Annotated in this window: 6 protein-coding genes and 1 pseudogene; all 7 read left to right on the top strand. The window is 60.2% G+C overall.

Annotated elements, in window-relative coordinates:
• The first annotated feature begins 1 nt into the window (after position 1).
• Entirely contained in the window at positions 2 to 1,051 is a 1,050-nt protein-coding gene (locus KVT38_RS01825; protein WP_217591983.1) for a HEAT repeat domain-containing protein, read from the top strand.
• Positions 1,044 to 2,453 (top strand): glycosyltransferase family 2 protein, encoded by a 1,410-nt coding sequence (locus KVT38_RS01820; protein WP_217591982.1) that lies wholly within the window; start codon positions 1,044 to 1,046, stop codon positions 2,451 to 2,453. Before KVT38_RS01825 ends, KVT38_RS01820 begins: the two co-directional genes overlap by 8 nt.
• A 1-nt stretch (position 2,454) precedes the next feature.
• Positions 2,455 to 4,794 carry a hypothetical protein gene (locus KVT38_RS01815; RefSeq protein ID WP_217591981.1) on the top strand — a complete coding sequence of 780 codons (2,340 nt, stop codon included), beginning with the start codon at positions 2,455 to 2,457 and terminating at the stop codon, positions 4,792 to 4,794.
• A 5-nt stretch (positions 4,795 to 4,799) separates the two neighbouring features.
• Positions 4,800 to 5,165: a response regulator transcription factor gene (locus KVT38_RS01810; RefSeq protein WP_217591980.1), complete on the top strand. Its 366-nt coding sequence runs from the start codon at positions 4,800 to 4,802 to the stop codon at positions 5,163 to 5,165.
• Complete coding sequence (locus tag KVT38_RS01805) at positions 5,158 to 8,004, top strand: ATP-binding protein (protein ID WP_217591979.1); 2,847 nt, start codon at positions 5,158 to 5,160, stop codon at positions 8,002 to 8,004. Before KVT38_RS01810 ends, KVT38_RS01805 begins: the two co-directional genes overlap by 8 nt.
• A 136-nt stretch (positions 8,005 to 8,140) precedes the next feature.
• Complete coding sequence (locus tag KVT38_RS01800) at positions 8,141 to 10,747, top strand: winged helix-turn-helix domain-containing protein (RefSeq protein ID WP_217591978.1); 2,607 nt, start codon at positions 8,141 to 8,143, stop codon at positions 10,745 to 10,747.
• Positions 10,748 to 10,869: 122 nt separating this feature from the next.
• A pseudogene (locus tag KVT38_RS01795) lies at positions 10,870 to 14,081 on the top strand (hypothetical protein); the annotation flags it as partial.

Raw genomic sequence — 14,081 nt, 5'->3', positions numbered from 1 at the left:
CATGCGGACGGAAGTTTTTGTCGCCCTGCTGGTTGTACTGTTCATTGCGGCGGTGCTGCTCGTTCTCCTCTGCTATCTGCTCGCGCGCAAGCACGCCGACAACCGGCTGGCGCGCCAGCTGGAGCAGCTGATCGAAGAGGCGCGCCCCGCCATGTTCGCCTATCTCATTCACGGCAAAACATCGGGCTTCCTCGACGCCGGCGGCTCACCGGTTCAAATCCGGGCGCTGGAGATGCTGCTTGACAGCTGTGCGGATGTCATGAGCGGGGAAGAGGCGACCCGGAGAATTACGTCTTATGCGGAATCCACGTTTACGGCAGCCTATCGGGCCAATCTTTTCAGCCGGCAGTGGAGCATCCGCATGAACACGCTGTATCGGATCGAAAGGTTCGGCATGACGGGGCTTGCGCCCGAGCTTGTGAAGCTGCTTGAACGTGACAGCGATGTTTCCGCCGCAGAGCTTGCGCAAATATGCAAGACGCTTGCCGGCTGGGGGGATGAAGCGCTTCTTCGCCGGCTGAAGAACCGGCCGCCCGCGCTCCCGGAGTTCCAGCGCCGGCTTATTCTGTCGCGGATGAGCGACGGATTGTTCACCCTTTTCATGCAAGAACGGGTGTCGTATCCGCGGGACTGGCAGCTGGCCGCAGTAGATATCGTCGGAATCCTGCGGAAGCTGGAGCATGCCGATACGCTTCAGGAGCTCCTCGGCCATGAGGAAGCCGAATTCCGGATCCGGGCGCTGAAGGCGCTGTGCGAGCTGCCGGTATCCGTCGATGGGGACGGTCTGCTTCGTCATGCCGAGTCGGCCGATTGGCAGGAACGGGCTATGGCTGCCAGACTGTTCGGCCGCATCCGGTACGCCGGGTTTCTGCCAAGCCTCCAGGCGATGCTGAGCGACGGGTCGTGGTACGTTCGATCCCAGGCGGCGCAATCGATATGCGCGTTCCCCGACGGCCAACCGCTGCTTCGCCGCATCGCGGACCACAGCAGTGACCGGTTCGCAAGAGACATGGCCGCCGAGTGGGCCGAAAGGGGGCTGGAAAATGGCTGAAGCCTTGCACGAGGTTCTGTTGTGGACGGGCAGGCTTGTACTCGGATACATGATGATCGTAATCGGATTCTATTCGTTTTTTACGGTCGTGTCGGCCATTCAGCTGCGCAGGACGGCGCTGCTCGACGACAACAATCCTTATGAAGAACTGCTGGATGTCAGCTATACGAAGCCGATTTCCATCCTCGTTCCCGCCTACAACGAGGAGCTCGGCATATACGGCAGCGTCCGGTCGCTGCTGAGCATTCATTATCCCGAATACGAGGTCATCGTGATCAATGACGGCTCGACCGACGCGACGCTGGATGTGATGATTGACCGGTTCAGGATGGTGCCCGTGCCGCGGAACGTGCGGAAGGTGCTGCAGACCGAAGAGGTACGCGTCGTGTACCGATCCACGCTGTACGACAATTTATACCTGCTGGACAAAGCCAACGGGGGCAAGGCGGATGCGCTCAATGCGGGCATCAATTACGCCAGCTTCCCGTATTTCTGCTCGCTCGACGGCGATTCCGTACTGGAAAGGGGCTCGTTCCTCCGCGTCATGAAGCCGATCCTGGATTCCGACGGCGACGTCATCGCTTCGGGCGGCTCCATCCGGATCGCCAACGGCTGCACGATCGAGAGCGGCGAAGTCGTCCGGATCGGGTTGTCGCGCAATCCGCTGGTCGTCATGCAGGTGATCGAATACCTGCGCGCTTTTCTGCTGGGCCGGATCGGTCTCAGCAGGCATAACCTGCTCCTGATCGTTTCCGGCGCTTTCGGCGTATTCGACAAGCATTGGGTGGTGGAAGCCGGCGGCTATCGCCGGAGTACGGTCGGCGAGGACATGGAGCTCATCGTGCGCCTGCACCGGATGAACAACGACCGCAAACTCGGCAAAAAGATCATCTATATTCCCAACCCGGTCTGCTGGACGGTAGCGCCGGAATCGGCCAAATATTTGCGCCGCCAGCGCAACCGTTGGCACAGAGGGCTGCTGGAGAGCCTGAAGCTGCATTTCACCATGATGTTCAACCCGAAGTACGGAGCCGTCGGCCTCGTTTCGATGCCTTATTTTCTGTTTATCGAGCTGCTGGGACCGGTGGTCGAAGGGTTGACCTATCTGCTCATGGCGGTTCTTTTCGCTTCGGGACCTACCTACTGGCCTTTTGCGCTTCTGCTGGCCGCTGCCTCGGTATTATACGGTTCCGTATTTTCCATGACGGCCGTGCTGCTGGAGGAATGGAGCCTGCGCAAATACCCGCGGCTGTCGGATCTGCTTCGCCTGTTCGCTTACGCTTTGACGGAATCGTTCTGGTACAGGCCGCTCACCGTATGGTGGCGCATCGAAGGCCTCCTGCAGTGGATCGTCGGCAAGCGCGGATGGGGGACCATGAAACGCAAGGGGGTGTCGGCATAACGTGAACGGTCGAACAAAGGATGCAGATCGGAGACGTACGCGGATGTTCGTCCTGGGTGCTGCGGTGCTGGCGCTGTTTGCAGCGGGCATATGGGGAGGGATTCGCTTGAACGGCGGCACGCGTCATGCGGCGGAGCATGCAACGCTGGACGGCGTGAAGATGTCCGGCAAAGTAGGGGATGAATACCTTCAGGTATACAGAAACGGAACATGGATCGACCTCCCAGTGAAAGGGGTCAATATGGGGATCGCAAAGCCGGGGCATTTTCCGGGTGAAGCGGCAATTACGAAGGAAGAGTATGCGCGCTGGTTCCGCCAGATCGGGGAGATGCACGCCAATGTGCTCCGTGTCTATACGATCCATCCCCCGGCCTTCTATGAGGCGTTCCTGGACTACAACCGGAAGGCGAAGGAGCCGCTTTACCTGATGCATGGCGTCTGGGCGAACGAGGAAAATCTCGCCTCGACGCAGGATGCCTACGCCAGCGTAAATACGGACGATTTTGTTCAGGAAATCAGGCGCACGGTTGATATTATTCACGGGAATGCCAATGTTCCGGCGAAGCCGGGCCACGCGTCGGGCCGGTACAAGGCGGATATTTCCGAATACGTGATCGGGTGGCTGCTGGGCATCGAATGGGATCCGTCCATGGTCGACGCGACGGACAAGAAGCATGCGGGCATGCAGCCTTTTCAGGGGGCGTACTTCAAGACGGACGGCGCTTCGCCGTTTGAAAGCTGGCTGGCGCGCATGATGGACGAGACGGCTTCCTATGAAACGGAGAAGTACGGGTGGCAGCGCCCGATGAGCTTTACGAACTGGGTCACGACCGATCCGCTGAGTCATCCGGCCGAGCCTTCCGCAACGGAAGACATGGTATCCGTGGATCCGAACCACATCGTACCCGCCGCCTCGATGAAGGCTGGATATTTTGCGTCGTACCACATTTATCCGTATTATCCCGAGTTTCTGAACTACGAGCAGAAGTATACGTCTTACGTCGATCAGCGCGGCAAGCCGAACAACTACGCGGGCTACCTGCATGACCTGAAGGCCGCGCATCGGATGCCGCTGGTTGTAGCCGAATTCGGCGTGCCGTCGTCGCGCGGGCTCACGCACCGCAGCGTAGGCGGCAGAAACCAGGGGTTCCATACCGAGAAGGAGCAAGGCGATATCGATGCCGGGATGTATGAGGATATCCGGGCGGAAGGGCTTGCGGGCGGCATTGTGTTCACATGGCAGGACGAGTGGTTCAAGCGGACATGGAATACGATGGACTACGACAATCCAGACAGAAGGCCGTTCTGGTCGAACGCGCAGACCGGGGAGCAGCAGTTCGGCATACTGGCCTTCGATCCCGGCGCCAAGCGGACCGCCGTTTATCCGGACGGCGACGGCGGCGATTGGGACAAGCTGGGCGTGAAGCCGGTCAAAGCGTCACAAGCCGCAAAGCCTGAGTCTTCAGCCGCCAGTGAAGAGGCGGGGGCGGCTCAGCTCCAATCCTACCGCGTCGCAAGCGACGAGCGCTACGTGTACATCCGGATCGACACGGCAGACGCAGCGGGCAAGTCGGTTCCGATCGATTGGAGCAGAACGGGGTTCCTGCTGCTCGTCGATTCGGCCGCCGGTCAGGGACAGCATACCGTACCGGGAGGCAGCGGCCTGCGGTCGGAAGCCGGCTTCGATTTTGCCGTCGATCTGCGCGGGCCGGATCAATCGCGCATCTGGGTCGACAGCTATTACGACCTGTTCCATTACCAGTACGGTCGCCAGCTGCAGATGATCCCCGACCAGCCTTACGCGTCCCGTCCGGACAACGGTGTCTGGCATCCGATACGGCTTGCCCTCAACAAGGGAATGGTGATCCCGGACCGTCCGGAAGGCGAAGGGCACATCCCTTTCGACTCCTACGAGACAGGCATGCTGCGGTTCGGCAACGCGAACCCGGACAGCCCGTCCTACGACTCGCTCGCGGACGTATGCGCATCGGACAAGGACGGCATGGTGGAGCTGCGCATTCCCTGGCAGCTGCTGGGCGTGAGAGATCCCAGCACGCATGAAATTAACGGCGACGTATGGAAAAACGGACTCGCCGCTGCGGCGAAGACGGACGGGCTTCGCATGGCGGCCGTCGCCTATGACGCCGGATCCGCGAACAAGGATCAACCCGGCGGCCGGACGGTAACCGGCTCGATTCCAGCGGCTGCCGGCGGAACGCTCCGCGCAGCGGACATGAATGTCTATAGCTGGAGCGGTTGGGAGCTGCCGACGTATCACGAACGGCTGAAGGCGTCCTATTACGTGCTGCAAAACCTTTTCAAATCGAACGTGAAGGAGTGACGCTTATGGCATCTATACTGCTTGCCGAAGACGAACCGATTCTGCGCATGCTGGTCATGGATTCGCTGGAAGACGAAGGTTATGAGATCGATGCGGCCGTCGACGGCGAAGAAGCGCTGGAGAAAATCACGGCGAGGGAATACGATCTGATCATTCTCGATTATATGATGCCGAAGATGACGGGGATCGAAGTGATCGAAAAGACCAGGGCGCTTCCCGAACGAAGCGGCGCCCGCATTCTGATGCTCTCGGCCAAGAACCAGCAGGCGGAACAGGACAAGGTGCTGCAGGCCGGCGCGGACGACTTCATGTCGAAGCCGTTCAGTCCGCTCGATCTGATTGCCAAGGTGGGACAAATGCTCAATGGCTAAATTTCGCAATTTTTTCCGCAAAAGCTTGAAAACGCGCTTGTCCGCGCTCATGAGCCTATCCGTTATCCTGATCCTGATCGGCGCGCTTCTGGTGCTCTGGAGTACGATTCATCTGGTCCAGAAGTACAGGACGGAAACCGATCCGCTCAAGGAAAAGCTGGCGCTGATCACCGCCATCGCGGAGCATTCCAACGAAACGGTGCTTCGCGCGAGGGGTTATCTGATTTATCTCGAGGACTTCGAGCTTCAGGCCATGGAGAAGGAGATCGGCCTCGCACGGGATGCCATCGCTGCGCTTAAGCTTACGCCGATGAGCAAGGACGAGGAGGCGCTGGTGGGCAAGGCGGAGCCGTTCCTGGACAGCTTCGGCCAGTCGGACGGCAACTTCAAGAAGGCGGTCATCCAGGCGAAAGTGGGCCGTTACGATGAGATTCGCGAACTGATCAAATACAATCCGAACAGCGTATCCAACCAGATCATCTCCATGTCGGCGGCGCAGGAGAAAACCATGCGCGATGTCGTCGACGATCAGAGTCGCAAGCTGATTCGCGAGCTTTTCATCCAAAGTTTATATTTTATGCTGTACATCGCCGCCATTCTGCTCATATCCATTTTGATTGCGAGGCGGGTCGCCAAGGATATCGGCAATCCCATCGGGCATCTCGCGCATGCCGCAACCCGCTTCGCCCGGGGCGAACACGTGGAGACGGGCTATACCGGGCGCGTGGACGAAATCGGCGTGCTCTCGCGATCGCTGGAAGCCATGATGGAAAATATAGGGGCGAAGGAAGAAGAGCTCGTCGCCCAGAACGAGGAGCTGCAGGCACAGCAGGACGAGCTGCAGGCGCAGCAGGAGGAACTGACTGCCGCGCTCCGACAGATGGAAGAGAACGAACAATACCTGGCCAAACAAAACCGCCTGATCCAGTCGCTGGCAACGACGCTGGACAAACAGGAGCTGCTCCAGTCCATCGTCCGCGGCATGGTGGAGGTGACCGGCTCGGACAAGGGCATCATCAAGCTGATTAACGAAAAACGGGAGTACGCCTCGTTCGGTCTCAGCGGACAGGCGGCCGAGCAATTTGTCAACCATTGGCACGAAGGCATCATGGCCCGCATTCTGGAAACGCTGGCGCCGTATACGATCGAGCGAGAAGCGACGCAGGGGGAGAAAGGTTACCATACCGAAGCGATCCGTGCGACGGACATTCTCGTGCCGATTCTAGGCGACAACAACCATCTGTCCGCCATTATCATGCTGACGCGGGTGGGCAAAACGTTCGGGAACTCCGAGGAAGCCGAGATCTTGTTGCTTGCTAGACAAGTATCCCTCGCACTTTCCAAAATCGAGATCTATGCCGAATCCGAATACGAACGCCAGCTGAATACAAGCATGCTGAATACGATTCAGGAAGGCGTCCAGCTGATGAATCTGGAAGGCGTCACCTTGCATGTCAACATGAAATGGCTGGAGCTGCTGAACGTGGGCGGCAGCATGCGGGGAACGGCCGGCATGACGCTGGACCAGTTCAAAAGCCTGCTTCTGGACCGCATCGCGGAGCCGGAGCCGCTGCTGCAGTTCGTCGAGCGGATCTACTCGGGGGCACCGATCGATACGTACAGCATAAATTACGAGATCTCAGTGCCGGTTCACCGATACATCCAGATCTACTGCGAGCCGCTGTACCGCGGCGGCACGCTGTTCGGCTATCTGCTTGTCCACCGGGATATTACAAAAGAGTACGAAGTCGACCGGATGAAGTCGGAATTCGTAAGCACCGTCAGCCACGAGCTTCGGACGCCGCTTGCAAGCGTGCTTGGATTTGCCGAGCTGCTTCTGCACCGCGAGCTCAAGCCGGAGCGTCAGCGTAAATACGTCTCGACGATCTATCAGGAGGCGCGGCGGCTAACGGCATTGATCAACGATTTCCTCGACCTGCAGCGAATGGAATCCGGCAAGCAGGTGTACGATATGCAGCCGCTTGCGCTGCCGGCGCTGCTCCGCGAGACGATCGATACGCTGAGCGTGGGACAGGACAGGCACCGTTTTGTCTATGACTGCGACGCGGCCGATTCGACCGTACTCGGCGATCGCGACAAGATGACGCAGGTGTTTACGAACCTCCTCAGCAATGCCGTTAAGTACTCGCCGAACGGCGGCGATATAAGGGTACAGTGTGAACGAAGCGACAACCGCGTGATCGTAACCGTGAAGGACGAGGGGCTCGGCATACCGGACGAAGCGATCCCGCAGCTGTTCACCAAGTTTTTCCGCGTGGACAATACCGACCGGCGCGAGATTGGGGGCACCGGCCTGGGGCTTGCCATCGTCAAGGAAATCGTCGGCCGCCATAAAGGCGACATCACCGTTCAATCCGAGCTCGGTAAAGGCAGTACGTTTACGATCGCGCTGCCTTTTTATGAACCGGAGCCGACGCTTGAGACGGATGCGGGCGAGCAGGCCGGAGCAGCGATTTCCGCCGACGTGATGCTCGTGGAGAATGACCGCAACCTGTCGATTATGCTGCGGGACGAGCTGCAAAACAGCGGGTTTCGCGTCCATCTCTACTCCGAAGGGAGAAAGGCGCTGGAGGATTTGCCAAAGCTGAAGCCGGACGTCTTGGTCGTCGATCTAATGCTGGAAGCCGACGTGAGCGGCTGGTCGATCATCGAGGCCGCCCGTTCGAACACGGCGCTCGAGAAAATGCCGATCGTCATTTCCAGCGCCTTCGAGGAGCAGGCGCATGCCGCCGACCTGAACGTCGATACGTTCCTGGTTAAGCCGTATCCGCCCGCCAAGCTGACGAATGCAATCCGTGGATTATTGAAGGAGGTATGAGGGAAGGCGCTTGCCGGACTTCGTGAAAGTATCATTTTTAAACACGATGTATCAATCAAGCCTATCCCTTCACCGACTATCTTTTTGCTAGAATAGAAGGAGAAATTGAAAACCCGACTAGAGGAAGGACCGGACGATGACTAGCGCATGGAACGACAACAGCCCCGGCATTCTTTTGTCTAAATTACGGGTTCCGCGCCCGATCGCCAAGCATGTGCCGCGGCCGCACTTGATCGCGCGGCTGAACGAAGGGATGGCCGGACGAGCCGCATTCCTGACCGCACCGGCGGGGTATGGCAAGACGACCTTGGTCAGCGAATGGGTCCGTCAAGCGGACGTTCCCGTCGGTTGGCTGTCCCTCGACGAGAAGGATAATGACCTAGTTCGCTTTTGGCGATATGTCACGGCTTCTATCGAGGGGGCGATCGGCGCGCTGCCGGCATCGGTCGAAGCCGCGGCGGAAGCGCTGAGTCCCGGACAGTTCGAGCCGTTTCTCGTCATTTTGCTCAATGAGTTGAACCGCCTGCAGCGCCCGCTCGCGTTGGTGTGGGACGACTGGCACCTGATCGAGACGCCCGAAATCGTCGATTCCGTTTCTTTTTTCCTGGAGTACCTACCCCCTTCCGTGCACCTGCTGTTCGCGAGCCGCGCCTCGATCGGCTTTGCCAAGGCGAGATGGCGCAGCCGGGGCTGGATTCACGGCATCGATGCGGAAGAAATGCGGTTCGACCTGACGGAGACGATTGCGTTCTTCCGGACGTATGCGGGGCTGGAGCTGCCGAGGGAGCAGATCGAGCAATGCCTGGCCGAGAGCGAGGGCTGGGTGACCGGCTTGAAGCTGATCGCGATGTCTTGGCGTTACGGCGGACGAACGGGCGCGGTCAAAAAGCCTTATTCTCCGGAAGGCGGCAGCGTGGAGCAGTATTTGCTGGAGGAAGTGTTCGAGGCACTGGACGAGCGGACCCGGCGCTTTTTGCTCGATGTATCGGTGCTGGTGCGGATGAACGGCCCTTTGTGCGAAGCGGTCGGCGGTGAGAAAGGTGCCGCGAAGCTCGCGGAGCTGGCGGATCTCGGCCTGTTCCTGATTCCGCTTGACGACCATAAGGAATGGTACAGGTTTCACCACTTGTTCGGCTCGTTCCTGCGCAACCGGCTGGAGCGTCAGGAGGCCGGCAGGATCGGCGCCTTGTGCCAAGCCGCCGCCGAGTGGTGCGAGCGTAAGGAGCTGCTCGAGGAGGCGGTCGATTATTACTTGGCCGCGAAGCGGTACGAGGAAGCGATGCGTCTCCTGGAGCAGATGCGCAGCGTCATGATCCGCCGGGAATTCCAGGCGGTCCGATCCTGGCTGGCGGCCATCCCCGAGCAGATGCTGATGCAGCGGCCTTATTTGTACTTTTCCTACATTTTCTCGCTGCTGTGGGCGCAAGACGCGGAAACGGCCGACCGGTATTTGTGGCTGGCCGAGCGGCATTACGAGGACGCCTCGTCCCATTGGGGAGAGGATGAGAAAAACCGTTACCTGGGTTATTTGTATTACGTTCGGAACTTCAAGGCGACCCAGTACGACATGGACATGGTCCGCGCGTTGGCGTATATTCGGTTGTCGCTTGAACATAGTCCCGAAGGAACCGACTTGATTTTCGCGTCTCCTTACATGCCGCTCGCGCCTTCCGTATTCCGCTCGTACAACGGCAAGCGGGGCAAGCACCTGCCCAGAGGCTTGTCGGACGACTTTTTCGCCAGCATGATTGCGTTCATGGAACGGATCGGCTTGCAGGATCTGACGGTGATCTGCTACGGGGAACTGCTGTACGAACGGGGCGAGCTGGAGGAGGCGGAGCGCTATTTGAAGCAAGGGCTCGCGGGGAGCAGCCATGAAGCCTATCAGCCGGAAAAAGCATACGTTCCCGCCAGCTTGTTGCTGTCGCGGGTCGGGCGAGCGAGGCAGGACTTCGCGCAGGCGGAGCGATGGCTGGAGGAGGCTGGCGAGAGAGCGCTGAGAGACGAAGCCCGGGCGGCGCCGATTCTCCTGGAGGCGGAGCTGGCCGCGCTGCGGCTCGAACAAGGCGACCTGACGGAGGCGCTTCGATGGAAGGAACGATACAAGCTGTCCGCGGACGATCCGGTATCCGTGTACCAGCTGTTCGTTTATGTTTTCCTCGTGCGCGTGCTGATGGAGACAGGGGAGCGGCAGGTGGCGTGGGGCTTGTCGGAGAAGCTGCTGTCCATTGCCGTCAAGGGACATCGTCCGATGGATGCGCTGGACCTCCAGATTTTGCAGGCGATGATGCTGCAAAGCGCGGACAAGACCGAGGAGGCGCTGCTCAAGCTCGAAGAGGCGCTTCGCTACGCCGAGCCCGACGACTACGTTCGGGTGTTCGTGGACAAGGGCAAGCCGGTCGCGGAGCTGCTCGCGGAATACGTGCGGCAGCGACAGAAGGGGAATATCCGGGACCGGAACGCGCCCGCGCTCGCTTACGTGCGCAAAATTCTGGCGTGCTACGGAAGTGCGGCCGATGCGCCAAGCGTCCCGCCGGCCGCCTTGGAGACGCTTCTGACGCCGAAGGAGCACGCGATTTTCCGCCACATGGAAGCGGGCATGGACAACGCGGCGCTGACCGCGACGCTCGGGATCGGCATGGGCACGCTCAAGGCGCACATTAATCGCATCTATAGCAAGCTGCAGGCGAAAAACCGCATAGAAGCCATCAAGCGCGGGCGCGAACTGCGGGGGGATCGCTGAATCCGCCCGCTTTTTCCATTTCTCTATAACCGGGGCTATAACCGCGGTTAGATTCGACAGCCGGAGGGATCTTCTATAATTCTTGTGGAAGATTGTCGGCTATCGAACAGGAGAAGGAAGGTATGGGAGCAATGAAGCGCGTTTTCGTATGGTTGACGGTTCTGGCATTGGAGTTCGGCGTGCTGCCTGCATCCGTTCGGGCAGAGACGGAAGGTACGGTCATGCGCGGCAGCGGGTCCGCGGCCGATCCCTTCGTGATCGAGACGCTGGATCAGCTCGACGCGGTGCGGGACGACGTGACGGCGAACTATCGTCTCGCCGCGGACATCGATGCGACGGAAACGAAGGATTGGGAGGGCGGCTGGAAGCCGATCGGGAAAGGGTACGGCGGAGACCTCTCCAAACCGTTCAAGGGGACGTTCGACGGAGCGGGACACATTATCCGGAATCTGACGATCGAGCGCCCTTCCGAAGACGGGGTCGGCCTGTTCTGGGCGATCGACACGGGCGGGATTGTCCGGGATCTCGGGATGGAAGGCGGCTCCGTCGTCGGCGGCAACTTCACAGGCGCGCTGGCGGGGAACAGCAACGGGACGGTCGAGCGCTCGCATGCGATCGCCGATGTCAAGGGATTCGGATCGGTCGGCGGGCTGGTCGGGTACGATTTTGGCCGGATTGACGCTTCTTACGCCATCGGCAGCGTTAACGGGACGAACGGCGTCGGGGGTCTGGCCGGTCGAAGCGACGGGACGGTGACGAAGTCGTACGCGACAGCCGACGTAGCGGGAGAAACGGTCGTCGGCGGACTGGTCGGGCAGAAGCTGGGAGGAGACCTGAATCTCTCCTATTTCGACGGCACGGTTGAAGCAAGCGGTTATTACATCGGCGGGCTGGTCGGTTCGCTGAACGGCGGCAGCGTGAGCCGCTCGTACAACGTGGGTTCCGTCAGCGGAGATCGTATCGTTGGCGGGCTGGTCGGCATGGCGGTCGACGGATATATCGGCGACACCCATACCTCCGGCGCCGTCGCCGCTGCCGCGGGCGATGTCGGCGGCGTGCTCGGCGCCAACAACGGGGCCGTGATGAAGACGAACTACTGGGATTCGGGGTCATCGCTTCAAACCAACGGCTGCGGCTACAACAACGACCAATACGGCGTATATTGCGTCGCGACAGGCCTTGATACCGCACATGCGCTCAGTCAAGCGAGCTATGCAGGGTTCGACTTCGACGCGGACTGGTTCATGATCGACGGTTCGACCCGGCCGTTCCTCCGGTCGGAATGGTCGAAGACGATCGGCAACGTCCATCAGCTGCAGCTAGCGGCGATGGATCTGACGGCCGAATATACACTTGCGGATGATGTGAATTTCGGTACGGCGCTCACGGATATGAGCCGGGCCGACATGTGGGCCACGAGCGCCGGAACAGGGGCGGGATTCGCACCGATCGGCGGTTCGACGCAGGAGGGCTTTACCGGTCGATTGGACGGTAAGGGGCATGCCGTCCGCGGCTTGCGCATTAACCGCCCGAGTACCGGCCAGGTCGGTCTGATCGGTTATCTGGGCAATGAAGGTCTCGTGCGCAGCATAGGGGTGGATGGCGGCAGCATCCGCGGCGCATATGCAAGCGGCGGACTGGTCGGAGACAATAGAGGCGGTACGGTCGAATTATCCTACTCGACGGCTGACGTAAGCGGAGGCGACAATGTCGGGGGCCTTGTGGGCAACATGATTCCCGGCGTCGTCAGGCAGTCCTATGCGGCAGGCGACGTCTCCGGCACTTATGCGGTCGGCGGGCTCGTGGGCCGCGCCGATCTGGGGAGCTTGGTCGAGGATGCTTACGCCATCGGCGCCGTGTCGGGCACTTCCGAAGTCGGCGGACTGGTCGGAAGGCATGTCGGTACGGTCAACCGCGCCTATGCCGCAGGCTATGTAACGGGTACGGGTTCGGAAATCGGAGGTATAGTGGGAAGAGAATTCCCCATCGTATCCATCGTTGCTGCAGGATATTACGATGCCTCCACCTCAGGTCATGGAGGCGGTGAGACGACTGCCGCCATGAAGCGGCAGGCGACTTACTCCGGTTGGAATTTCGATGGGATTTGGACGATCGAGCAAGGAAAGTCTTATCCCGCCCTTCGAGGCATTGCGGCGAACATAGGCAAGGACGCAGCGCCCCCCACGATCGCCAGTATACGGGGCGAACGGCCAAACCGCATCCTGCTGACGTTCGACGAAGAGGTGAACCTGCGATCCGCGGGAGGATTTGCCGTTCAAGCGGACGACGCGGCCGCGACGGTCGTCGACGTTGCGAAGACCGGTCCGCAATCCATCGCGCTGACGGTAGGCGAGTCCTTGCGAGTCGGTCAGAATATTCTTGTCTCTTACGATGCCGGCTCGGGAAGCGTCGTCGACCTCGCGAATCGTCCTTTGCTCAGCGTGACCGGTCGGCCGTCCTGGCCGCCTGCGCTGTCGGTCGCGATGACGACGGCGGACGGCAACGAATACCGGGACGACACGTGGACGGACCAGACAGTGAAGGTGAGTGTATCCATAGAGGACGATCCCGCATCGGTTAATGAGATCGTCTACTCGCTCGACGGCGGCGCGACTTGGGCCTTGTACGGCGCCGGCATCGAGTTGGCGGATGACGGCGTCCATGTGCTCGATCTCAAGGCAGTGAATGAGGCGGGCTTTGAGACGACGGAACGGCGAACGGTAAAAATCAATACGAGCGGGCTAATATTGACGCCGTCGATGACGCAGGCGGACGGCAGCGCTTATGCGGACGGCGCGTGGACGAAGCAGAGCGTCACGGTCAGCGTGTACGCCAAGGGAGCCGGCGGGCTCGTGTCGTTCACCTATGCGGTGGATGGCGGTTCCCCGCAAGCTTATACAAACGATTCGCCGATCGAGCTGACGGAGGAAGGCGACCACGCGATCTTCTTCGAGGCGGAGGACGAGGCGGGCCGTGTGCAATTCGACGAGCTGCGGGTGAGGATCGATCGGACTGCGCCTTTGGTCGCGTTCTCCCCGAACGGTCAGGAGACAGCGGGATCATCGGCTTCATCTCGGACGACGACGACGGATGCGGGCAGCGGCATCGATGAATCGACGCTCCAATACGCTTGGACGACGGATTCTTCCGCACCGGCGGACGGCTGGCGGACGTTTGCGAACGGCGCCGAGTTGACGAAGAGCGAAGCGGACGGCGATTGGTACTTGCACGTGAGAGCAGCAGATCTGGCGGGCAACGCGGCGGAGGTCGTATCGAATCGATTCCGACTGGTTGAGCCGACACCGACGCCGACACCGACACCGACACCGACACC

The sequence above is a fragment of the Cohnella sp. GbtcB17 genome (assembly GCF_019091135.1).
In the GTDB taxonomy this organism is placed as follows: Bacteria; Bacillota; Bacilli; order Paenibacillales; family Paenibacillaceae; genus Cohnella.
Note: the sequence above shows the minus strand (reverse complement) of the source record. Positions and strands in the feature narration are given on the sequence as shown.

What these genes read in the sequence shown, in the direction of transcription:
- KVT38_RS01810 (WP_217591980.1), top strand. Translation starts at nt 4,800, where the DNA reads ATGGCATCTATACTGCTTGCCGAAGACGAACCGATTCTGCGCATGCTG.
- KVT38_RS01825 (WP_217591983.1), top strand. Translation starts at nt 2, where the DNA reads ATGCGGACGGAAGTTTTTGTCGCCCTGCTGGTTGTACTGTTCATTGCG.
- KVT38_RS01800 (WP_217591978.1), top strand. Translation starts at nt 8,141, where the DNA reads ATGACTAGCGCATGGAACGACAACAGCCCCGGCATTCTTTTGTCTAAA.
- KVT38_RS01805 (WP_217591979.1), top strand. Translation starts at nt 5,158, where the DNA reads ATGGCTAAATTTCGCAATTTTTTCCGCAAAAGCTTGAAAACGCGCTTG.
- KVT38_RS01820 (WP_217591982.1), top strand. Translation starts at nt 1,044, where the DNA reads ATGGCTGAAGCCTTGCACGAGGTTCTGTTGTGGACGGGCAGGCTTGTA.